We start from the raw sequence: 25,034 nt of genomic DNA on the forward strand, positions 1-25,034 counted from the left end.
ATTGAAGGTTATAGACTAACTTCTAATCCGAAGGTGTAGGTTTTTCCGAAAGGAGTTTCCCAACCTCTTGTTCCAAACTGGTTAACCTCAGGGTCAGCCCATTTAAATTTAGAAGCGGTTAATAAATTAGTACCATTGAAGAAGATCCTAGCATTGCTAAATCCAATTTTGCTGACTACTGCACTTGGCAATCGATACGATACATTCACGTTTTTCAAGCGTAGGAATGATGCATCATAAAGGTGACGGGTGGAGCGTGTGATACCATCTTCTGGGTCATTTCCACTGACAAAAGGATAAAGTGCATCTGTGTTATCTGGTGTCCATACGTTCTGTATGGCGTAATATGAACGGATCCTTTCCCAGTAATAACCATCTTCTGCAACGTCTCTTGAGCCCGCATCAAATAATTTTCCGCCGATTTTATAAGTGAAGTTTAAGCCCAAAGAGAAACCTTTGTATTCTATATCGGTATTGAAACCTCCATATGCTTTAGGGATCGGAGAGCCAACGATAACCTGTTTTGCATCGCTTACCTTATTGGTAGCACCACGTCCGTTGTGCAAGAATTCTCCTTCTGTACCATCATTGGTATACCACATTGGCTTACCATTGCTTGGATCTACACCTGCCCATTCAGCCATGTAATATGAATACACATCTTCCCCTTCTTTGTACATGAATTGCACTCTTGAATCTCCACCTGTTGGGTCCCACCAAGTGATATCTTTACCGCCATAAAGTTTCGAAACTTTCGATTTCAGGAAAGAGGTATTGACATTAGCGGACCAACGGAAATCATCTTTTTTGATGAGGTCTCCACCTATTGAAATTTCAAGACCTTTATTGTTGATTTCCCCAACATTCAGAAGAGTAGAGTTAAATCCAGTTACTAAAGAGATGTTGACATCCTGTAATAGGTCTTTTGAATCTCTATTGAAATATTCAACGGTACCATAAAGTCTATTGTTGAACAAACCAAATTCAGCACCTACGTTGAAGGTATGGCTCTTTTCCCATTTCAAATCCTTGTCTGCAATGGTAGTCAAGATTCCACCTGGTTGGTCCATGTAGTTATATCCATACGAAGCCAAGGATCTCCAGCCGAAATTCGAAGTAGGAAGAGTTCCATTGGTACCATAGGAAGCTTTTAGTTTTAGGAGATTGATTTCTTCGATATCCGAAATGAAGCTCTCATTTTTTAGGTTCCATGCAGCAGACAGGGACCAGAAATTACCCCAACGGGTATCAGGGCCTAATCTGGAGTTACCGTCCCTTCTCAGGGATCCTGAAAGGAAATAAGTGTTTTTAAAGTTGTATTCAGCTCTAGAGAATACAGACATCATATTATTCCCCCACATATATGCATCAGCGTCTTTGATACCGGCAGTAGCTACGGTATGCAGCGAACTGGAAGGCAAGTTAGAACCACTTGCAAATTGATAATTTGTTTCATTCTTTTCAGCTTCAAATCCTACCAATAAATCTAAGGTATGTTCCGTAGCAAAGGTTTTGTTGTAATTCAAGGTTGAAGAAGAAATCAACTTCTTGTAATTCGTGCTGTACTCAAAAACAGTTCCGTTAGCTGTAGCACCATAAGTAGTATGGTAATGCAAAGGGCTATAATATAAATGATCCTTAACCTCGGCATTATCGTAGGAGAAGATGGTTTTACCGGTCAATTCCGGAAGGAATTTTACAGTCAAGGATGGAGCAGCAACAATACGAAGTGTCTTTGAATTATTTTCCCATTGTTTATCATAGTATAATGGGTTGTAACCTAAAGAATTATAGCGTGTTGTGTATTCTTTGCCTGTTTTGTAATCCGTAGGCCAATAGAAAGGGAACAATAGGTTGTTTGCAAGGTACATATAGTTTGTCCCTGTGTTACGCGTGTCATTGTAACCTTCCTTGTTGTTATGGTTTAAATTGAAGTTGGTGGCAAATTCGACTTTTTCAGAAAGTTTTTGGGAAAAATTCAATCGGCCGCCGATTCTTTCAAACTCATTGGTATAGGCTCTGCCTTTGTCGGTTGTATAAGACAAAGAAGAATAATATTTAGTTTTATCGCTAGCACCACTCACAGCAAGGTCATTGGTCTGATATTTTCCAGTGCGGAAAAGAGCGTCATTCCAATCAAAATATTGACCGTCTCTATTTTCAACACCGTCCGTTTTACCCTTGATGATAATTTTATCATACAAGCCGGTTCCTTCGCTAGAGAATTCATAGCCGTGGATCCCGAATCTCGTATTCATACGGTTTAAGGCATATTGATTGGCCTGTTCTTGGGTGTATCCGTTGGAGGTTCTGTAATCGTGGAAAATTTGGTAGAAGTACTGGATCTGTTCCTGAGGATTTCCAGGTTTGTAGTTGTCGGTCGCCCAATTAGGAGTTACGGCATAGGAGGTACGGAAATCGATTTTTGGTTTTCCGGCTTTTCCTGATTTAGTCGTAATGATCACTACCCCATTTGCTGCACGCGAACCATATAATGAAGCTGCCGCGGCATCTTTCAGAATTGAAATGGATTCAATGTCATTAGGGTTAATGGTGGCCATGATATTGTTGCTGCTTCCCGAAAGAGCTCCACTCATTTGGCCCACATTTCCAGAAACTACCGGTACTCCATCCACTACATATAAAGGTTCGTTGGAGGCGTTCATGGAACCAATTCCCCTAACCCGGATACTGGAGGTTGATCCAGCCTGGCCCGAAGTCGTATTGATCTGAACACCTGGTATGCGACCAGTTAAAGCTTGTTCGAAGGAGGTGACGGGAATGTCCTTTGCCTCTTTTTCATAATTTACGGTTGCTGCCGAACCTGTAAAGGAGCTCTTCTTGGCAGTACCATAAGCAACAACCATAACTTCATCGATGGCTTGGTCATCCTGATTTAAGGTGATGTTGATGGCTTTTCTTCCGTTCAGTGGGATTTCTTGGCTTGTGTATCCTATATAAGATACAACCAAGGTGGCATTGTGATCTGCATTTAGAGAAAACAAGCCATTCTCGTTGGTACTGGTACTGATTGTTGTTCCTTTCACAGATACAGTTACTCCAACGAGCGGAGTGCCATCTGATCCAGAAACTTTCCCAGCCACAGCGATTTGTTGCGCATTAACGACCTGCATAGACGTGCAAGCCACTACGCACAAAGTTGTGAGCAAGTGATGTTTCATAATTTTGGTAATTTGTTATTCTTAGGTAATCTGTTTTTCTAGGTAATGTGTTTTTTTGGTTTTTTTGTCCAATTTATATTTTTAAAATTCCAATTCCAGGACGGTTGGGAAGAATGCAATTCCCATCTCTTACCTGCATACCGTCGTAGATATCATTTGCAATCAATAAGGCCCCATCCAAATCTGCCCAATCCACTAATGGAGCTAACTGAGCTGCTGCGGTAATGGCACAGGAGGTTTCAGTCATACAACCCAACATCACTTTCATATCTAAAGAGCGGGCTAATTCAGCCATTCTTTTAGCTTCACGCATCCCTGTACATTTCATCAATTTGATGTTGATGCCTGTATAAACATCTTTTAGAGCCGGCACATCGGCAAGGCGTTGGCACCCTTCGTCCGCAATGGTAGGGATGGGAGAACGTTCAGTTAGCCAAGCATTTTCATCGATCATTTCCTTTGGCATCGGTTGTTCCAGGAAAACAACGTTTCTTTCTTTTAACCAATGGGACATTTCCAAAGCTTCTTCCTTATTCTTCCAGCCTTGGTTGACATCGGCACATAAAGGGACATCCGTTACTGAACGGATCGTATCAATGATCATTTTGTCTGTATCTAGACCAAGTTTTACTTTCAAGATCTTGAATTGCTCAGCCTCAGCTACTTTTTTGCGGATCATTTCTTCCGTATCTATTCCAATGGTATAGGAAGTTGGCGGAATAAGATCAGGGTTTAATCCCCAGATTTTATAAAATGGCTGGCCCATTATTTTGCCTAATACATCGTGTAATGCTATATCGACAGCAGCTTTAGCTGCCGTGTTCTTAGCATCGACCTGATCGATGTATTGAAGGATTTCTTCGGTTTGGAAAGGGGAGTTGAACCTAGAAAGATCAATCTTGTTCAAGAAATTCATGACCGATTCCTGGGATTCCCCAAGGTAAGGGGGCATGCTTGCCTCGCCATAGCCAATAATGCCATCATATTCGAGTTCAGTCAAGACAACAGGGGTTGTTGATCGACTAAAAGAAGCTACGGTAAATACATGGCGTAGTTCAAGCGTATAGGGCTTGAAACGCAGGGTAAATTTCCCCATATTTTTGCTTTGCCACTCGTTGCTGTTCATGGTTATTTTTGGTTATAGTAAGGGTTTTCTTGTATTTTTTGCACTTGCTGATCTTTCACGCCGATATATCTTTTTGCTGCAACGACGGTCCTGGTCTGGAAGTCATCGTAGTTTGCGGCATCTTTCAACATGGAGTTGATACGAACGGTTCCTGCCGAATGTATGAATTCACCATTTCCAATATATAGGGCAACGTGGGTAACACGCGCATTAGGATTGCTGTTTTTGCCAGAAGCAAAGAACAATAAATCTGCCGGTTTCAAGTTTTTAAGTGCTTTTTTAGCGTCGAAATGTCCGTCTTTATCTAGGATGTCAATTTTTTGACCAGCCAATACCTGCTGAGATGCATCTCTCGGGATGATGTAGCCATTCATGTAATAAGCAGTTTTGGTAAAACCACTGCAATCTACACCCTTAACAGATGTTCCGCCCCAAAGATAAGGTAGCCCCATCATGGTTTTGGCACTGCTGATCACATTGTCTGCCGTCAGTTCTCTTGAGCCTAACCATTTGTCGAATGTTAATGCTTCATCTTTTAGGATAAAGGCAATACGATTGTCGGGATAAGTTACTTTATAATAGTTACCTTCTTCAGCTAATAAGCCTAGGATATTTCCATAAACCAGGTCAGAAACCCGGACACTTTTTGGGTCAGCTTGAGAAAGTGATTTTCCAAATTCAGCTGTGTAGATTAATTTGGGAAGCTTTCTCCATTTTTCTAAAGCGGCATGATCCATTGCTGCAATAGAGGAGGCTGGAACATATGAAATATAGCCTTCAGGAGTTCTTGCTCTATATTCACCATCAACTTTTTGCAACAGGTCAACCTCTGTTCCAAGAATGGCCTGTGTTGCCATTTCAGAGGCATTTCCTGGTTTTGTTCTAAAGTTTGCCACCGAAAGATTGACGACTCCATGAACTTTTTGACCTACGGTAGAGTCTGGAAGGGCATTGATTCGGATCGTTGCAGGAATATTAGCTGTTTGAGACTTAATGAAGTTGCTGGCTTCAGCAACACTCGACTCAATGACATACTGATTATTGATCGCATTTGCTTGCGTAAGGGCAACGATTTTGGTTCGTTTATCCGGAGCAAATTGTTGTTTGGCGTCTTGTACGATCTGATCCACTTTTTTATAGATCGTGGAGTCTGTTTGTGCGAAAGAAATATTGTTCAAACAGAAAAATGTGCAGAATAGCGCAGTGATACGTATCATCATTCTAGTCTTTAATAATTGTTATCTTGGTAAAACCGCATAAATATGCGAAAAATAGACTGTAATTAAGCGTATTTTTACGTTTTTTCCAAATAATTAACTGGAAATAACGCATAATTTACAATCGTTTAATCCTTGTTCTTTGTAAATTGTATTCCTAATATTGTAATTACTATGCATTCAAGAAGAAAATTTATAAAACAAGGTATCATAGGGGCTGCCAGTATAGGTACAGTAGCTTCTGCTATTTCCTGTCAAGCGACAGAGAAATCCACGAAATCGGTTCGTAAACCTATTGTGATTTCCACTTGGGATTTTGGTGTTGCTGCCAATCAAGCTGCTTGGGAAATCCTGAAGAAAAATGGTCGGGCCCTTGATGCGGTCGAAGCAGGTGTGAAAATCCCTGAAGCCGATCTAAAGAATGTAACAGTGGGAAAAGGTGGTTATCCGGACCGTGATGGACATGTGACCTTGGATGCATGTATTATGGATGAGCTTGGTAATTGTGGTTCAGTGGCGGCGATGGAAGATATTGCCCATCCTATCTCGGTAGCGAGATTAGTGATGGAAAAAACGCCACATGTGATGTTGGTTGGTGCCGGAGCAAGGCAATTTGCACTGGAGAATGGATTCCAGGCCGAGAATTTATTGACCCCCAGTTCTGAGGAAGCTTGGAAAGAGTGGTTAAAGGAAAAGAACTACAAACCGGTCATGAACATTGAAAATAAATCATTTGCCACGGAAAGACTGCCGGGAAACAAATATAACCATGATACCATAGGCATGTTGGCCCTAGATGCTGACGGTAATCTTTCTGGAGCCTGCACTACCAGTGGCATGGCTTTTAAAATGCATGGCCGAGTAGGCGACAGTCCAATTATCGGAGCAGGTCTATATGTTGATAATGAGGTTGGAGGAGCTACTTCAACCGGTGTGGGAGAGGAAGTGATCCGGAATGTAGGTAGTTTTCTGGTGGTAGAATTAATGCGTCAAGGTTATTCCCCTGAAGATGCCTGCAAGGAAGCGGTTATGAGGATCGTCAAGAAAAAACCTGAAATTGCCAAAGATATTCAGGTAGGATTTTTAGCTTTAAATAAAAATGGTGAATATGGTTCGTATGCATTGCAAGATGGATTTACTTTTGCCATCTGTGATGAAAAACAACAAGATCTGATAGAAAAAGGTAAGTTCCATTACAAGCCGAAATAAGAAATTTTTATAAAAGGTGCTAGGCAGAAACATTATTTGTTTCTGCCTTTTTTTTGTCCTCTGAATAAAGGCTTAAAAGCTTGTTCAATTTGCTAATTCCTTGGTTTTTATCTTGTTGCTTAACATAGAGTTTAACCAAAGCCTCATTAGTAATATATTCTTAATATCTTTTTAATTAAACTGTATTAATTCAAAGGTAAATTTGGTGGTGAATTCAAAATTAAAACTCCGAAAAAGTCTTGATTTTGAGCCAAACTTATTATGATGCGAAATAATTGGTTTTTATATAATAAATATTAAGTTAATGATTAAGAGGTTATTCTTTGTTCTCGCAGTTGCGTTATTGTTTTTGGGTTCATGTCGGAAAGACTTCAGTAATATCCAAGTTAAGCAAGAACAATCTGTTTTGTTTACCAGTAAGATTACTGGCCAGGTTCAGACCCGTATGTCAGGTACGCAATGGGATGAAAAGGATTCCATTTCAATTTTTATGTATCAGGGAGAGGCTCTGACAGCAGGCAATGTGATACCTGTGGGGTTCAATAAACAGTTTTTAACGCAAAGGAACGGGAATTTTTCTCCCAAAACATCGGCAGACGCCATAGATTTTCCCAAGGATAAGCAAGTTAAGTTTGTTGCATTTTATCCTTTTCAACGAAGATCTGATCTGCAGAGGGAATTGAACATATCCAATCAGCAACAACAGGCTACCATTGATTATATGATTGGGCACAGTGCTAATGCCATGGGCTATCAGCAGGGGCCAGTTCAATTGAATTTTGAAAGAATGATGGCCAAGATCCAGGTTCGAGTAAAAGGAGCGGGGATCAATGCGGTTAATGCAAAAATAAGCTCTTTACGGACGGAAGCTATTTTTCAAATTGATCAGTCTCAGTTAAACCCTCGTCAAGTCTCCAAGGACGTGGAGGGTAAGGTCCTGTCTACAGGACTAGAAACGGTAATCGAATGGGTCATTTTTCCTGGAAAATTGAGTGGTCAATCTGTAATGGTGTTTACTAGTAATAAAGGAGATCGTTATACCTGGGAAATTGGCAAGTTGGCTACAGATTATGTGCGGGGAAATAGATACCAGTATAGTATCGATTTGACTGATGATGGTACGGTGGATCCCAACCCGACTGTCTCTTATATGGAATTGCCAGTCATTTCAAATTCAGCAGACCTTGAATATAATTTTAAGATGACTCCTGATCGTTCCAAACGAAATTTTTCAATGCTTTACGACAAGAAAAATAGGATTGCTCACTGGGTGGCCTATCCATTGAGTGGTGACTATTTAGGGGGGCAGTCCCGTACGGACAATTGGGCCTATGACCCTAGCTTTTCCAACTTTACTCAACCTTTATTATCAAGAGGTTTTGGAATCGGAGGGATAGACCGTGGTCATCAGATCCCGAGTGCAGATAGGACAAAGAATTATGCCGAAAACTCCACGACATTTTATTATACCAATATGACTGCTCAGAACAGCTCATTGAACCAGGGGTTGTGGGCAAGATTGGAAAATCAGATCCGTTCTTGGGCAAGGAATTCGGGGGTGGATACCATGTATGTAGTAACAGGAGCCGGAATCAGGGATGGCAATGCTCCTGTAGAATATGTGAAGGATAATAGAGGTGAGGATGTTGCAAAACCAAAATATTACTATAAGGCTTTGGCCGTAAAAAGGGGGCAGGATTATTATACCATAGGTTTCTATATGGAAAATAAGGCTACGCAGGCCAGTGCCCATTTTGACAGTTATCGTATGACTGTAGCGGAATTGGAAAGGAAGACTGGACATCGCTTTTTTCCGGGACTTCCGGAAGCGACAAAAAGCATGATCAATAATGCGATCTGGAGATAGGACTTACTATAAATCAAATAAATAAATTACAATGAAAACAAAACAATTATTAGCTGCAACCCTGGCGTTTATCGCCTTGGTATCTTCTTGTAAAAAAGATGATTACAGGAAGTTGGAGAAAACCAATCCATCGGAAGTTAAGTTCACTTCTAGGATTCTAGGTACAACTGCAACAAAAGCAAATGGAAATGCGTGGGATGCAAATGATGAAATTGGTGTATTTATGAAGCAAGGTACAGGATTGTCAAATATCTTGGCGGCGAACAAAAAATACATCACCAATGGAAATGGGAACTTTACGGCAACGGGAGGTGATATCATCAATTATCCTGAAACTGGGCAGGTAGATTTTATTGCGTATTATCCTTATTCAACTGCGATAAATGGAACAAGATTAGATTTTAATGTTACGGATCAGAGCAATTTAGCGAAGATTGATGTGATGTATTCAGACAATGCAAAGAATTTGGGGAAAAATTCGGGTCCTGCAAGTTTGGAATTTGCACATAAGCTGACAAAAATCGAGTTGATTGTTAAGGCTGGAACTGGTGTGAACAATTTAACAGGTTTAAGAGCAGCTTATAATAATGTACCTACCGTTTCAAGTATGGAACTTTCGACAGGAGCTATCGCAGCAGGAACTAGCAATGCAAATATCAACGCGAAGGTTACAGCTCAAAATGCGGATCAATTTGTTGAAGCTATCTTAATTCCTTCTGATTATAGTGCTAAAGAGGTTGTGTTTACAGTTGGATCTGATAATTATAAATGGACTTTACCGGCAAACTTGAACTATGAAGCTGGTAAGAAATACACTTATAATATCACTCTTCAGGTAGGCGGATTAGTTGCCGTTACTGGAAATGCGATTATCACAGATTGGACCTCAGTTACTGGTGGAACACATACTATTGGCAAAGATGGTGGTACAGTTACTCCTCCAACTCCTACTGGTGTTGAACAAACTATTTTTGAAGAAACTTTTGGTGATATCTCAATGGATGATAGGTCTAAAAGGTTTAGAATCGGTCAGTATACAGGATTTTATAATAAGACCGTAAGTTATTCAGATCTGTATACTGCAGAATATGCCGACATCCGTAGGACCACTACCATGGATGCCCATGTTTGGTTGCCAGCAAATAGAACCACAGGGTTAAAGATCCAAAACGTGAATACAACTGGCTTTACTAATTTAAAACTGACCTATTCAATGGCTTCAAATCGTCCTGGACAGAAGGTGGAGAATGTGAAAGTTAAAATCAATGGTCAAGAAATGCAACAACCTGGCGTATTGGGAGGTCAAAACTCTTTCTCTACTCAAACTATTAACACAGGTATTCCTGCAGCTCCGATCACTATTGAATTTGATGCGATTTCAGCATTAAATGAGGGTGGTTATCGTATCGATAATATCAAATTAGTAGGAACAAAATAATCATTTTAATCAAGGTTGGGGGATAAAATTCCCCTTCCTTGTTCAATGAAACCTTTCGAATATTAAAGAATATGCAAAGGATTTTTTCCATAATCTTTTTGTTGACTTGCTTTTGTGTAGCCGTCTTGGGGCAGGAAGGAATTCAACTATCAGGTAAGGTGGTCCACAGCCGCACGAAAATCCCCTTGGTGGGTGTTTCGGTTTACCTGGAACAGAACAAGATGAACAGCAGTAGCAACGAGGAAGGGGAGTTTGTCTTTGTCAACTTGAAATCCGGACCTGAAAAATTAATCATTCAGTCAGCTGGATTTAGAAACTATGAGATGGAATTTGAAATTAAGGATTCCAGTTTCATGAGATTGGAGGATATAGAATTGGTTGCTGAAAATCAGATCGATGTGCAGACCGTTCTGGGTGTGATAGATGATGATATCATTTCCTCGGAAGGGGACATGAGCTCACAAGATATTCAGGCATCCGTTATTCTCTCCAATGACCTTTACCTGAATAAAGTAGGGTTTAAGCTCTTTCCTTATCGTTTTAGGGTTCGTGGATACGACCCACATTACGAACAGATCTATATCAACGGCATTTTGGCGAATGACCAATACCGCCGAGTTTTTAATTACGCTTCAATCGGAGCGTTAAATGACCTGACCCGAAATGGGGATGTGGTCAATTACAATCAAATAGGAACATACACTTTCGGAACCATTGGAGGTTCTGAAAACATCAATATGCGAGCAAGCTCTTATGCAAAGGGAGGGAAGCTCACACTGTCCTACACGAATAGGAACTATTATGCACGCTCCATGTTCAGTTATTCAACAGGGCTAAATGAAAAAGGTTGGGCATTTACGGGTGCAATCGGTGGTAGGTTTTCTGATAAGGGATTTATTCCGGGGACATCCTATAGAAACTTTTCCTATGCATTGTCGATGGAAAAACAATGGCAGGGTGGCGATCATTCGCTTTCCGTGCTCAGCTTTGGTTCACCTGTAGTTCGGGGCCAACAAGGATCCTCTTTTCAGGAGGTCTATGACTTGGTCGGTGATAATCTATATAATCCAAATTGGGGCTATCAAAATGGTAAGATCCGTAATTCAAGAATGGTCCATGCCTATGATCCGACCTTGGTCATTTCCCATCGCTGGAAAATTGATGACAGGAGCAGTTTGACTTCTGGAGGTATTATACATTATGGTCGATACAGTAATTCGGCATTGAACTGGTATAACGCCATGGATCCACGACCTGATTATTATCGTTATTTGCCCTCCAATTTTTCAAGGTTTACCCCTAGGCTTGACATGAGGACTATCGAACAGTATACCCAGCTTTGGAAATCTAGGGACCCTAAGGTCACCCAGTTGAACTGGGAAGAAATGTACCGTCAGAATCTGAACCCCGAGAATATTAGAAAAACGAACGGTGCTGCTTTGTACACCTTGGAACGCAGGCATTCTGACCTGATGGAAGGGACAGTGAACATAACATTCAATAAGCTTTATCAAAATAATTTTAATCTAACAGCAGGTATTGAGGCTAGAAAGACGAGATCATACCAGTATAAGACAATAGATGATCTGCTGGGAGCTGACCATGTCGTTGATCTAGACAAGTTTGCCGAACGGGAGAATCCGGGTAATGAAAATGTCAAGCAAAATGACCTTCTTTTTCCCAACCGAAAGGTTTATGAGGGCGATATTTTCGGCTATGATTACGATATAGATATTCAGGCTGTGAATGCATGGTTGAGCAATGGTTTTCAATCCAGAAATTTAGAGTTTTATTACGGAACAAAAATCAGCTATACCGATTTTCGTCGGGTTGGAAATATGAGGAACGGCCGATTCCCTGACCATTCGTATGGGAAAGGTCCTAAATATGACTTTGTGGATTTTACGGTAAAAGCTGGCCTGACCTATAAGTTTGATGGCCGGAATTTCCTTTCTGCCAATTCTGCCTATATCACAGAGCCACCAGCTCCCGATCGATCATATGTGATGCCGCGGGTTACAGACCGCGTCGTTAAAGGACTTTCTAGTGGCAGGATCCTCCATAATGATATCAATTATGTTTTTTCCTTGCCGCATCTATCTGGGCGGCTGTCACTCTTCCAGACTAATTTCTATGATCATTTGGAACGGATGAATTATTACCATGATTCCCAGCGGACCTTTGTCTTTCACAACCTAAGTGGAGTTGATCGAAAACATCGAGGAATAGAGGCAAGTGTAACCTATAGTCTGAACCAAAACTGGAATTTCGATTTTATTGGTACCCTAGCTGAATATTACTATAGTAACAATCCCATGGGGACCATGAACTCAGAAAATGGCCTTATGGTGAATTTGGAGGAGAAAGTTTACATGAAGAACCTCTTTGTCTCTGGAACGCCACAGGCAGCCGGAATCTTTGCTGCCAGGTATTTCTACGATTACTGGTTCCTCGAGATGAGTGGGAATCTTGTCAGCTGGAACTACATGTCCTCTGCTGCTTTGAGGAGAATGGCTTCAGTATATTCCACGGTGAACCCCTATCAAGATAGTTATGAATCATATAGGAAATTGACAAGCCAAGAGAGGCTGAAAGGAAATTTTACCTTGGATGCCTCGGTTGGGAAGTTGATCTACCTTCGGAACCGACGTGCCTTGAACTTCAATCTGTCGATTATGAACTTACTGAACCAAAAAAATGTTGGGACTGGCGGTTATGAACAAGGTAGGTTGGACCTAGTATATCCAGATAGGTTCAATTCTCGATATTTCTATATGCAGGGTTTCAATGTGTTTTTTAATACAAGTTATAGGTTTTAATAAAGTTATTAGATGAAAAATATTAGGTTAATCTATTTGTTCTTATTCAGCATGCTTTTCTTGGCATGTGAACGCGAGTATACCCCACCACCTTTGACTGAACCGGTCTATAAGGGGAAACCGGATAACATCAGTATAAAACAGTTAAAAGAACGATTTAAGGATATTAAGGATCCGGTATTTTTGGAGGAGGAATTAATCATAAAAGGGATAGTGACTGCAAATGATGAATCTGGCAACATCTATAAGCAAATCTATGTACAGGATGGAACGGCAGGCATTTATTTAGGCGTGGAACAAAATTCGGTCTATGTGACCTATCAGGTAGGTCAGGAAGTTTATGTGAGCCTTAAGGACTTATATATCTTAAAGTATGGTGGTGAATTGCAGATCGGTTTGGGGACCACCAATGCCAATAGGATTTCCTGGCAGAGTTTTCAGGATAAGGTCAAGATGAATTCATGGCCAAACCCAGCAAATGTAAAATATAAAGAAATATCATTTGATAAACTGACGGACGATCTGGTCCATCAAATCGTTGAAGTAAGGGACATACGTTTTGTCAATGGCGGAAAAAGGACCTTTTCGGAAAAAAATGCCACCAGCAATGAGGAAATAAGGGATCAGGATGGGAAAGTGCTGGTTGTTCGGACGAGTAATTATTCGAATTTTTCCCAGGACCTATTGCCTAGGGGGACCGGTAGCCTTATTGGGATATTAGGAAGGTTCAATGGTACCTGGCAGCTTTTGTTGCGGACAAAGGCCGATGTTCTGAGTTTTAGTGGAGAAAATCCGGAAGAGGTCAAACCGACTGCCGGCAGTTTTTTCAAAGAAACCTTTGGACAGGGAACCTATCCATCAGGAAATCGACCAAAAATCAATGATTTTAAAGATTTTGACATGAAGCCTCCGGTTCAATATAAGGAAGATGCGAGTATTGCCGATGTTAGAAGTATATCGGGAGGAAATGGTGCCCACATCTGGTTGCCAGCCAATAGAGATGCTACTGTAGAGATTTCCGGAATCAATTCCCAAGGTAAAGGCGAAGTGACCTTAAGCTATCAACTGACAGCAAACCTGTTTGATGCATCTGCATCGGCAGACCTTAACCAAATCCAGGTCAAGGTCAATGGGCAATTGATGTCAGTCCCAAGTAAGCCTATATCGAATGCTGCTGGGGACAACAACAAATGGTTTACCATCAGTATTCCTAAGATTCCACAAGCCAATAATTTGAGGATTGAGTTTGTTTCCAACTCTGCTAACAACAAAATTGGCTTTAGGTTAGATAATATAGAATTGGTGGGTGCGGATTCAGGAAATGGAGGTAAGAAAGAAATCATTATTCCTCAATTGAAATAACAGATATGTTTAGTATTCAAAATAGAAAATACCTTCTGTTATTTCTTTTTGCAGCACTATGGTTAAACGGCCTCAGTCAGCACAGGAAATATTCTGTATATCCCATTGCATTCTATAACGTAGAGAACCTATTTGATACAGAAAGAGATACTAGTATCCAAGATGAGGAATTTACACCAAAAGGCGGGATGAACTGGACCCAGGACAAGTACTGGAAGAAGCAGGAGAAAATTGCTTCTGTGTTGAGCAGTATCGGAAGGAAATATGGTAAATCAGGGCCCGTAATTATTGGACTATCTGAAATTGAGAACAGGAGGGTAATAAATGACCTCATCAAGCAAAGTGCTATAAAAGATAATGGTTATGAAGTTGTACATTACGAATCTCCAGACCGTCGAGGAATCGATGTTGCAATGCTCTACAATCCCAAGCTTTTTCGTTTAGTTCATGCCCAGATATTGCCTTACCATATTGAAAGTAGGCCGGAATACGTTACTCGAGATATTTTAATGGTCAAGGGGGTAATTGCCAATGAGATGGTCCACGTATTCATTAACCATTGGCCTTCCAGGTTTGGGTCCAAATCCTCTGAACTTCGCGAGCATGCTGCTGGCATAGTCAGAAATGCTGTGGATTCCATTTACAGGAAAAATCATAAAGCAAAGATCATCATCATGGGTGACCTCAATGACGACCCTGTTGATATCAGCGTAAAGGAGATTTTAGGAGCAAAACGCTATAGTGAAAATTTAAGGCCAGGGGAATTGTACAATACTATGTTTAAGCATTATACACAAGGTATTGGAACATTAGGATATCTTGCCAAATGGAGCCTTTTTGACCAGATTATTATTTCGGAGCCACTATTAGGAGATGATAGGAGCAGTTTGAAATTCTGGAAATCTGAAATCTATAATCCCGATTATTTAATTACCAAGGACGGTCGGTACAAAGGATATCCCTTAAGGACGTTTTCTGGTAATCTATTCCAGAATGGATATTCCGATCACTTTCCCGTATTAATTTATTTGTTAAAAGAGTTAGATTGAATAAAAAAATGAACAACAGGAGAAAATGTTTTCAGAAAAGTTTTACAATAGGATTTGTCCTGTTATTTAGTGTTTTATTAGCCTCGTGCAGCAAAACGGACCTTCAAGGAAGGCAAGTAGTTTCCAAGACTGTTATGGTCTATATGTCAGCAAACAACAACTTAGCTCCGGAAGCTTACGCAAACATCAATCAGATGGAGGCCGGCTATGCAGATTTTGGAGGGAAATTATTAGTTTATGCCAAGGTCTTTGGCCAAAATCCCAAGATTTACGAAATCGTTCATGATGATACCCCACAGATTGTCAGTAAGGTTTTAAAAGATTATCCTGAACACAATGCCTCAGATCCAAATATCATGAGAATGATATTTGAAGATATGGAGCAACTCGGAAAGGCAGAAAGTTATGCGGCCATACTATGGTCCCATGCTACCAATTGGTATCCTGGGAACTCGAAAATGGCAAAAGTCAAATCATTTGGAGACGATAATGGGGAGACCATGGATGTAATGGACCTAAAAAGAGCTTTGCCAAGGAATTTAGAATATTTGATTTTTGATGCCTGCTCCATGGGTTCTGTGGAGGTTCTGTATGAATTAAAAGATATTGTTCCCTATGTATTAGCTTCCCCAACAGAGGTCATCAGTGTTGGTCTGCCATATGACAAGATCATTGAACATTTTTTTGATAAGAATGTGGAAAAAGGACTCATAAAGGCAGCACAGCTTTACTTTGATTTTTACAATAACCAGAAGGGATTGTTCCGTTCAGCTAGTTATTCCTTAATAAATATGAAAGAGATGACCAATTTGGCTAAGACCATGGAAAGTGTTATCCAAACTGGAAAATATGGGCAAGTTTCCAGGAATGATGTGCAGAGGTTGGATCTTGATCCGAATATGGTTTCTACCGTACCTGCATTTGATCTTTTGGATTTCTGCGAGAAAAATTATTCGAAGGAACATGTAGCCATGATTAAGAGTCAAATCGATCGAACTGTCCTCTTTAAGGTTGCAACCCCTCAATTTTTAGGAACAGCAATTAATTCTTTTTCTGGGGTGTCCTGTTATATTCCTGCACAATCTGAGAATGAATTTGCTAAATATTACCAAGGATTAGCTTGGAATTCAGCTTCATCCTATTTTAAACTATTCCATTGGATATCATAAATATCACATAATTACTACTTGTTTTTTTAAAGGAGTTCATAGGATACTATGGCTCCTTTTTTCATTGTTTCCAAAATAGTAAATATTGCGATTAGGAGGTGGCCAAAAATTTTGTAATTCATAAATAAAAAAGGGGACCAAGTCCCCTATTATCTTAATTTTCTTCTTCTTCGTTGCCTCCAAACAATCCCAGCTGCCCATTGGTATCGATTTGGATATCATCAGGGTTGGTGATTTCAAAAGGAATATCATCCGGTTCAGCAGGTTTTGGTTCCTTCGGTTTTTCTGGTTCTACTGTTGTTTTTTCAGACTTGACTTCCTTCTCGACCATAGCCTGTGTTTCAGGTGCTGCGATCTCATTTTCCTCAGTTTCTTGTGAGGTTGAAAGGTCCTTTTCTTCAGAAAGAAGCTTAATCTTTTGTACCGTATGGAATGATAACCTATTACCTTGCGCTTTCATTCCTTTCACATCTACGATTTCATTTAATTCCTGCTCTAGATGTTCGTGGGTCTGGGATTTACCTTTCAGGATATCCAGAGAAACGATTGGTGTGTCATTGTTGGTCAACAGAACCAATTTACTTTCTTCAGGAATGAAACGAACTCGTTTTCCTACTGGATTATCATCAAAGTTGAATCTCTTGACAAAGTAGGTTCCAGATTTACTGTCCTGATGGATGGCCGTATAGATTTGTTCAGGAATGAATTTCTCCAGACGGATCATTTTCTCGTCGAAGTGATTGTTCAGGTCAAAGTTGCTCAACTCATAGGTTCCATCGTTGACAACCATTAAGATTTTGTCATCACCATCGAATTCGCCCAAGAACTTACCTCGATTATCGGCATTCAAGCGTTTTAGGATATCATCATACCAGATCTTTCTACCGGCAAGAGTTGAGACCCCTGCGCTTTTAAAGGCAACCTTTTTAACGGGGTATTTGCTGACAATGTTTCCTTGGGAAGCACGTCCCTTGATTGCGATCTCAGCAAAATCCATATCAAAGTTCAGCTTGCGTAGTTTTGAATGAGGTTTGAGCTGGATATTTACGATTTCGGCCTCTCCGTTTGGATTGGCAGTAAAGTAAAGGATCTTAGTGCCTTTACTAGCTTTACCTATATCATAATCCTTATCCCTTGTGACTGCTGTCACGGAGAACCGCTTGATGTAACTGGTACCGGTAGCCCCATCTTTATAGATGGCATTATATACGGTCCGGTCATCGCCTTTTTTGAAGACAGCAACATGGATTATATCTTTACCCACGAACACCTTGTCCTGTACTTTGACAACGGAATATTTACCGTCCGCGCGGAAAACGATGATATCGTCGATATCCGAACAATCTGAAACCAATTCATCCTTACGCATATTGGTTCCAATAAATCCTTCCTCGCGGTTCACATAAAGTTTTGCATTTGCTAGGGCAACCTGGGTTGCTTCTACCTTATCGAATACACGGAGTTCAGTCTTCCTTTCTCTTCCTTTACTGTATTTTCCACGGATATATTCAAACCACTTAATGGTGTATTCTGTAAGATTTCTTAAGTTCTTTTTAACCTCTTTGATCTCATCTTCAAGGGCTTTCATTTGCTCATCTGCCTTTTTGACGTCAAAGCGTGTGATGCTACTCATGGGTTTGTCGATCAACCTCTTGAAATCTTCAGGTGTGATCGCACGGTAGAACTGATCAAAGAATGGCTCAAATAATTGGTTCAACACTGCTACCACGGTGTCGAAATCGCCGGCATTTTCATAATCAGAATGCTTATACATGCCTTCTTGGATAAATATCTTCAGCAAGGAGCTAAAGAAAATCTTTTCCTGAAGTTCATGCAACCTGATCTCAAGTTCTTGTTTCAACAAGCTCTTGGTCTGCTTTGTGTTTTCGATCAAGATATCATTCACGCTCATAAAATGAGGCTTGTTGTTCTTGATCACACAGGTATTTGGCGAAATGGAAGTTTCACAGCCGGTGAAAGCATACAATGCATCTATGGTTACATCTGGAGAAATTCCAGGGGCAAGGTGCACAATGATCTCAACGAACTCAGCGGTATTGTCCTCAATTTTCTTGATCTTGATTTTTCCCTTTTCATTGGCCGAAACGATACTATCGATCAATGAGCCGGTTGTAGTGCCGAATGGGATTTCGGTGATGGCCAATGTTTTCTTGTCCCGCTCCTCGATCTTTGCGCGGACACGGATTTTTCCACCACGCTGTCCTTCATTATATCCCGTTACATCTGCCATCCCTCCAGTTGGGAAGTCCGGATAGATTGCCGGTCTTTCACCTTTTAAAACTTGGATGGATCCATCGATCAGCTCAATAAAGTTATGCGGCATGATCTTGGTCGCCAAACCTACGGCAATTCCTTCTGCTCCTTGAGCCAATAACAATGGAAATTTAACAGGAAGGGTGATCGGTTCTTTATTCCGCCCATCATAACTCAATTGCCAATCGGTAGTATCAGGATTGAAGACCACTTCATTGGCAAACTTAGACAGTCGGCCTTCGATATAACGAGGGGCAGCAGCGGAGTCTCCGGTAATCGGATCTCCCCAGTTACCCTGACAGTCGATCAGTAAATCTTTTTGCCCTATTTGAACCATCGCATCCCCAATGGAAGCATCCCCATGTGGGTGGTACTTCATGGTATTACCGATGACATTTGCCGCTTTATTATATCGTCCATCGTCCATTTCCTTCAGGGAATGGAGGATACGACGTTGAACGGGCTTGAAACCATCATTGATATGTGGTACCGCGCGGTCCAATATGACATAAGAAGCGTAATCCAGAAACCAATTTTCATATAGTCCCGACAAGGGGATGGTATTGCTTTGTTGGTCTTGATTTGGGTTTGAGTCGTTATTCTCTTCTATATCGTTGATTTCGTCACTCATGAAATTTTCGTAAGATTTTGATGGGTTTACAGGATTGATTTCCGCAAACCTCGTAAAAATACAAAATTCATTTTATTTGTCTTATTTTTAGGATTATTCTACAATCTATCAAAACCCTATCAGATGAAAAGACTTGTGACCCTCTTGCTATTTTGTTCCCTCCTGAATTTTCTTTTTGCCCAAAGTGCAAATTATGGCTTGAAGGAGAATATTTCTTATGTGCCTTCCAATGCGGATCCGTATAGCAAGGAACGCTGTCAAGTGGATGTGTACTACCCGAAGGACAAGAAAGATTTTGCTACCATCGTGTGGTTCCATGGTGGTGGATTGACGGAAGGAAGGAAAGAGATTCCGGCTTACCTGAAAGAAAAAGGTGTCGCCGTAGTAGGGGTCGGTTATCGACTGTCGCCCAATGTCAAGGTTGAAGATATCATCAAGGATGCTGCAAAAGCGGTTCACTGGACTTTCGATCATATTGCTGAATTTGGAGGCAGCAACAAAAAGATTGTTCTTTCCGGTCATTCTGCTGGAGGGTATTTGAACCTGATGCTTGCTTTAAATTCCCGCTATTTAGCTGATGAAGGTATCAATGCAGACGATCTATTTGCTGTAGTTCCCTTCAGTGCTCAATGCATCAGCCATTTTACGGCCCGTGCCGAAAAAGGGATCCATATCAATCAACCTGTCGTTGATGAATTTGCACCTCTTTTTTGGGTCCGGAAAAACAATGTTCCGATGACCTTGATCACAGGAGACCGGGAGCTTGAAATGGTCGGTCGATATGAAGAGAATGCCTACTTGGCCAGGATGTTTAAGATAGTTGGCCACACTCAGGTTAAATTATTAGAATTAGACGGGTATGATCATGGAATGGCCTATCCCGCTTTCCCGCTTTTATTGAAAGAAATCGAACGGTTGAATAAATAAATAAAAGTTTATTTTACTAATATTTTTAGTAATTTTGAATTGTTTCATATTCGGGATTACTATGAATTTGGTTGATAATAAGCGTTTTGTGGCTCATTTGGACTTGGATACGTTTTTTGTAAGCGTAGAACGTCTGAAGAACAGTAAGTTCATTGGTAAACCTTTGATTGTGGGAGGGTTGAGCGACCGTGCGGTAGTTTCGGCCTGCAGTTATGAGACCCGGAAATTTGGAGTCCATAGTGCGATGCCGATGAAACTGGCTTTGCGTTTATGTCCGCATGCTATTGTGGTACGGGGCGATATGGACAGTTATAGCTATTATTCAAGGGTGGTGACCGATGTGGTTCGAGAGACTGTTCCGGTAATGGAAAAGGCGAGTGTGGATGAGTTTTATGTGGATCTGACAGGTGTTGACCGTTTTTTCGGTTGCAGTCAGTTTATGATAGAGCTGAAAGGGAAGATCCAAAAGGAGAGTGGTCTGCCAATTAGTTATGCTTTAGCATCCAATAAGCTGATCAGCAAAGTGGCGACCGATGATGCAAAACCTGATGGACGCAAGGAGATATTGCATGGCCTAGAAAAAGATTACCTGGCTCCTCTGAAAATCCAACGGATGCCGGGGATAGGGGATAAGACCAGCATGCTCCTGCTGCAGATGGGCGTCAAAACGATCAAGATATTGAGTGAGATCCCGGTTCCAATGATGCATAACCTTTTAGGGAAAAACGGGATTGACCTTTCCAGAAAAGCCAATGGGATCGACCCTTCACCCATTATTCCCTATTCTGAACAAAAGAGCATCGGCACGGAAGAAACCTTTCTGCAAGATACCATCAACATGCAGTTCCTGAACAGTGAATTGATCCGGATGACAGAACGGTTGACTTTTCAATTGCGCAAGCAGGAGCGATTGACCGGTTGTGTTACGGTAAAATTGAGGTATGCCAATTTTGATACGGTCAGTAAACAGATGGTGATTTCCTATACCGCCTCTGATACCGTATTGCTGAAGAAGGTCAAAGAACTTTTTGCTAAGCTCTACGACCGCCGGATGCTGGTCCGGTTGATCGGGGTTCGGTTCAGCCATCTGGTGCAGGGATCACAACAGATCAATCTATTTGAAGATACTGAAGAGGCTGTGCGCTTGTACCAAGCCATGGATGCCATGCGAGCTCGATATGGTGACGAGGCAATCAAACGGGCGATATCCTTAAAAGAAATCAATAAAAAGGATCGGAGTCCCCATTTTTAACATTCCTTGGAGTGCAACAGCTTTAAGGAAGATTTCTTATAGGTCAACTGTCGAAAGGTCTGCAGATAAGATGAGGCCATGATTTCCCAACCGTAGTGCTCTAAACTAAAGGCTTGATAAGATTTTGCCAAGACCTGATATCCATCTGTATTATCTAGGACTGCATTTAACTGGTCGACCCAACGGTCTGAATCATTGGAAGGAAGAAGGATCCCGTTTTTCTGATGTTGAACAGCGTCGGTTATTCCTTCCAGAGAAGAAGCAAGGACCAAGGTGCCAGCCACTGAAGCTTCTAAGCAGACCAATCCAAAACCTTCCATATCACCCGGTACCTGAATGTTGGGCATCAAAAAAGCCGATGCATGCCCTAAAAGCGATTGAAGATGCTGAAAAGGAACTTTGCCAAGATGTTTTACCCGAGAGTCGATGATAGGGTCTTGCAAAAGTTTTCGGATTTCGCTTTCATCTGAAGGGTATCCCAAAAAAAGAGTAATCAAGTGGAATATTTTTTTAGGAAGTAGACGAAGGATTTTTTCCGTAAAACTAGCTTTTTGATTGAAAGGGCCAATCATCAACAGTTGAAATTCGGATGGCATTTGAGGAACAACTTCCCTCAACAACCATGCGAAGCCTTTTCGTTTCACGGGACGACCCAAGGTCACCATGTATTTCTTGTTGAGGTCAATCTGTGGATAATAATGCTTGATCTGTTCCAAAGGAGCCGGTCTGGATTTGGCAATATCATGGTCAACGCCATTTTTGATAACGGTTATTTTATCTTCGGAAATGCCACGACGGATGGCAGCTTTTGCAGTGGCTGAGCTAACGGTAATGATGTGGTCATATTCATTGAAACGTGGCAGGATTTTCTTCTGAAAGTATCTCAAAGGGAACACCACATCCAGACCATGTAGGGTAACCACTCTTTTCAAATGTTTATAGCCGGAATGAAAGAGCGCAAGCGATGCAATCAGTCCGTCGTTAAAATGGATCAGTTGAATATTGGGATGGAGTTCCAATGTCCTTAGAATATTGCTATTGAGGTTCCAGAAAAACTTCAACAGGCTCTCTTCCCCTTTTCTATAAACCAGCATATGGATCTGAACCTGCGGATGCTTGCTAAGGTTGTTGATCAGTTCAAAGCTTTGTTTTTCCATACCACCTGTTGCAGGTGGATATTTATGACTAACAAATAATATTTCCATTTTTCAGCGTAGATGATTGTGTACTGTCCTTTTTGACAAATAGGTATAGGATAAACCCTACAGCTATCCAGAAAACCTGTCTTGCACGGCGAAGGATGGAGGCCGAAATCCAGATGCTAGAGGCACTGATACCTATGATCTGTAGCATCATCTTGTTTCCAAGCTCTTCAACTCCCAATTGTCCAGGAACAAAGGCTCCCGCACTTTTAAATACAATGACGCCCATATCCAGCAGCAAACCATGCATGGGCTCTACCTCAAAGCCTAAAAAAAGCAGGATGAGATAGAATTCCAAGCTGCCGATAATCCAATGGATACCCGCTAAAAGGTAAGAGTACCAAAATAACCTTGGGTTAAACCGGTAAGACTTTCGGATATTGAATATCAATTGCAAGACCTTTGATCTGAGTTTTTTCCAAAAGCCATCGATATCTTCACTGTTCTCAGGTTTTGAAGAGGATTTGCTAAAGATGAGCCAATAGAAAAAAACTAAGTTCAACAGGATCAAGAATGCAATAAAGACATAGAAAGCAACTCCTATGCTCTTCAATGCAGCTTGCCCAGCTTCCATGCCACTCAACCAAAGGCAGGCAATCAGGAACAAGAGGATCTGTGAAAGTACCACTGTGATCCTGGAAGTCGCCACAGAACTTAAAGCTACTTCGGTGGAGATCCCATATGGTTTGAGCATTTCAGCTTTCAGTAAATCTCCTCCGACTATGCTCGTCGGGTTATACTGACCGACGGTTTCGCCAATTTGCCGGACCGCAAACATCTTCATCAAACTGATTTTCTTGCGGTCCTCAGCCAGACAGACATACCAAGACCAGTTACCAAAAAAATAAGCCAAGAAAGTAACCCCAAGGAGATAGATGAATCTATATCCAATTGTTAGCAATTCCTTTTTTATAGCTGAGAAATCGGTGTTGAGGATATAGACAGCTATAAAACCAAGTATGATGAGGATAAGCCCAGTTTTGACCGTTTTTTTGCTGATCCTTAGTTTCCTGCCCATGCAATACCGTTTATGGGTTCGGAAGCTAACTCATGGATGTCATCAAAATAAGTTTGTGCCAACTCCCCCCAATCCAATTTTCTCACGTAATTCAGTCCAGCCTGTTGGAATTCGTTTTTTATTTGGGGATCGCTCAGGATCTTATGGATGAAATACATGTATTCCAAGGCATTGTTGGGCACACATTTGTACCCATTTCTTCCGTGTTCGATCAGGCTGGAGCTCCCTCCACCATTGGCAATGACACAGGGAAGACCGGATGCCATGGCTTCTATTACCACGTTTCCATAAGTTTCCGAAGTAGAGGTGAAAAGGAACACGTCAGAAGAAGCATATAGTTTTGATAGTTCAGTATGGTCTAATTTTCCCAAGAAATGAGCTGTAGGCATCAGCATTTCTGCTTCTTCCCTTGCGGCTCCATCGCCTGCGATAATTAAGTTATATTCAAATTTTGATTTTTTGAGATGCTGATAAACGTCGATTAAGGTTTGCACGTTTTTCTCCCAGACCAAGCGGCTTGCAAACAAAATATTGGGTTTGTCGTTTTTTGTGATATTCCGGATATAGGCTCGGTCAGCTTTCTCGGGGTTAAACAATCTCAGGTCGATACCCCTTTGCCATAAAGTCAAACGATCGGACTGTATCCCAATTTCCTTAAGTTCATCCATGATATTATTGGCGGGCACATAAATCTTATGGCAACTGTTGTAGAAGCGGAGCATAGCCTTGCGCATCCAATATTCTGCAGGTCTGATCAAAGAAGATAGATTGCGGAGATAATAAGCGATATACGAGATAAAGTGGGTGTGATAGATACTCAGGATCGGGATGTTCCTTTTCCTCGCATATTTCATGGCAAAGAACCCTAAAAGGGAGGGAGTTGCGATATGGATCACGTCCGGAGCAAAATTATCCAAGGCTTCTTCCAGTTTCCATTTTGATAATTGGGGAACTGCCAATGAATAATCATCATTGATCGGAATGCGGAAGGTCGGGACTTGATAAGATTGATGCGTCTTGAAGTTTTCAGGACCTTTTCCATAAATGAAAAGGTAAGAAAAAGCCGTGTGATCGATTCGGTTTATGATTTGAAACATGGTCCTTGAGGCCCCGTCAAAATCTTCTATGAGAATCTCAGAAAAAAAAGCAACTTTCTTCATTTAGAATTCAAATTGTCTATCGGGTAAAAGTATAGGCTCAGTGTTTCTTTATTGCTAATTTGGTGTTATGCTATTGTGAATGAAATGTTTAGGAATGATGAAGTCTTAATAAATCCTAAATATCAAATCAAC

General features: G+C 41.1%; 16 protein-coding genes. 9 read left to right on the top strand and 7 right to left on the bottom strand.

Translation table 11 applies throughout. The annotated features are described in order from the left end of the window. Positions 1-8: 8 nt before the first annotated feature. The 3 genes from ACWICE_RS19315 to ACWICE_RS19325 all read right to left on the bottom strand — a co-directional run bounded on the left by ACWICE_RS19315 (position 9) and on the right by ACWICE_RS19325 (position 5,528). Entirely contained in the window at positions 9-3,182 is a 3,174-nt protein-coding gene (locus ACWICE_RS19315) for a SusC/RagA family TonB-linked outer membrane protein (protein ID WP_185218250.1), read from the bottom strand. 73 nt (positions 3,183-3,255) lie between these two features. Beyond that, a complete protein-coding gene (locus ACWICE_RS19320) occupies positions 3,256-4,308 on the bottom strand; it encodes a dipeptide epimerase (protein WP_185210575.1) in 1,053 nt (350 codons plus the stop codon). Positions 4,309-4,310: 2 nt separating this feature from the next. Next, positions 4,311-5,528, bottom strand: a complete 1,218-nt coding sequence (locus ACWICE_RS19325) for a C40 family peptidase (protein WP_313260021.1) — start codon at positions 5,526-5,528, stop codon at positions 4,311-4,313. Positions 5,529-5,699: 171 nt separating this feature from the next. Between ACWICE_RS19325 and ACWICE_RS19330 the strand changes: the two genes are divergently transcribed. The 7 genes from ACWICE_RS19330 (at position 5,700) to ACWICE_RS19360 (ending at position 16,438) form a co-directional block, all read left to right on the top strand. Continuing rightward, complete coding sequence (locus tag ACWICE_RS19330; RefSeq protein ID WP_185210571.1) at positions 5,700-6,734, top strand: N(4)-(beta-N-acetylglucosaminyl)-L-asparaginase; 1,035 nt, start codon at positions 5,700-5,702, stop codon at positions 6,732-6,734. A 304-nt stretch (positions 6,735-7,038) separates the two neighbouring features. Further along, on the top strand, positions 7,039-8,601 hold the full coding sequence (locus ACWICE_RS19335; RefSeq protein ID WP_454299034.1) for a DNA/RNA non-specific endonuclease: 1,563 nt from the start codon (positions 7,039-7,041) through the stop codon (positions 8,599-8,601). A gap of 31 nt (positions 8,602-8,632) precedes the next feature. Then, on the top strand, positions 8,633-10,039 hold the full coding sequence (locus tag ACWICE_RS19340; protein ID WP_454299035.1) for a fimbrillin family protein: 1,407 nt from the start codon (positions 8,633-8,635) through the stop codon (positions 10,037-10,039). 71 nt (positions 10,040-10,110) lie between these two features. After that, complete coding sequence (locus ACWICE_RS19345) at positions 10,111-12,858, top strand: carboxypeptidase-like regulatory domain-containing protein (RefSeq protein WP_313260015.1); 2,748 nt, start codon at positions 10,111-10,113, stop codon at positions 12,856-12,858. Between the two features lie 12 nt (positions 12,859-12,870). After that, a complete protein-coding gene (locus ACWICE_RS19350; RefSeq protein WP_454299036.1) occupies positions 12,871-14,220 on the top strand; it encodes a DUF5689 domain-containing protein in 1,350 nt (449 codons plus the stop codon). Positions 14,221-14,225: 5 nt separating this feature from the next. After that, positions 14,226-15,269: an endonuclease/exonuclease/phosphatase family protein gene (locus tag ACWICE_RS19355; RefSeq protein WP_454299037.1), complete on the top strand. Its 1,044-nt coding sequence runs from the start codon at positions 14,226-14,228 to the stop codon at positions 15,267-15,269. A 143-nt stretch (positions 15,270-15,412) separates the two neighbouring features. Continuing rightward, positions 15,413-16,438, top strand: a complete 1,026-nt coding sequence (locus ACWICE_RS19360) for a clostripain-related cysteine peptidase (RefSeq protein WP_454299038.1) — start codon at positions 15,413-15,415, stop codon at positions 16,436-16,438. Between the two features lie 154 nt (positions 16,439-16,592). On the opposite strand, the gene ACWICE_RS19365 is transcribed toward ACWICE_RS19360, so the two are convergent. Then, positions 16,593-19,343: a DNA gyrase/topoisomerase IV subunit A gene (locus ACWICE_RS19365; protein WP_454299039.1), complete on the bottom strand. Its 2,751-nt coding sequence runs from the start codon at positions 19,341-19,343 to the stop codon at positions 16,593-16,595. 123 nt (positions 19,344-19,466) lie between these two features. Between ACWICE_RS19365 and ACWICE_RS19370 the strand changes: the two genes are divergently transcribed. Next, complete coding sequence (locus tag ACWICE_RS19370; protein WP_454299040.1) at positions 19,467-20,270, top strand: alpha/beta hydrolase; 804 nt, start codon at positions 19,467-19,469, stop codon at positions 20,268-20,270. 61 nt (positions 20,271-20,331) lie between these two features. Further along, complete coding sequence (gene dinB, locus ACWICE_RS19375) at positions 20,332-21,522, top strand: DNA polymerase IV (RefSeq protein ID WP_185210558.1); 1,191 nt, start codon at positions 20,332-20,334, stop codon at positions 21,520-21,522. Here the strand turns inward: dinB and ACWICE_RS19380 are convergent. The 3 genes from ACWICE_RS19380 to ACWICE_RS19390 are packed head-to-tail and all read right to left on the bottom strand — an operon-like array spanning position 21,519 to position 24,902. Then, positions 21,519-22,727: a glycosyltransferase family 4 protein gene (locus tag ACWICE_RS19380; RefSeq protein ID WP_454291313.1), complete on the bottom strand. Its 1,209-nt coding sequence runs from the start codon at positions 22,725-22,727 to the stop codon at positions 21,519-21,521. The genes dinB and ACWICE_RS19380 overlap by 4 nt on opposite strands. Beyond that, the gene (locus tag ACWICE_RS19385; protein WP_454299041.1) at positions 22,708-23,742 is read right to left on the bottom strand and encodes a lysylphosphatidylglycerol synthase transmembrane domain-containing protein; all 1,035 of its coding nucleotides are present in this window, start codon (positions 23,740-23,742) and stop codon (positions 22,708-22,710) included. Before ACWICE_RS19385 ends, ACWICE_RS19380 begins: the two co-directional genes overlap by 20 nt. Then, positions 23,727-24,902 carry a glycosyltransferase family 4 protein gene (locus ACWICE_RS19390; RefSeq protein WP_185210547.1) on the bottom strand — a complete coding sequence of 392 codons (1,176 nt, stop codon included), beginning with the start codon at positions 24,900-24,902 and terminating at the stop codon, positions 23,727-23,729. Before ACWICE_RS19390 ends, ACWICE_RS19385 begins: the two co-directional genes overlap by 16 nt. Positions 24,903-25,034: the final 132 nt, after the last annotated feature.

Source organism: Sphingobacterium sp. NPDC055346, from assembly GCF_053645235.1.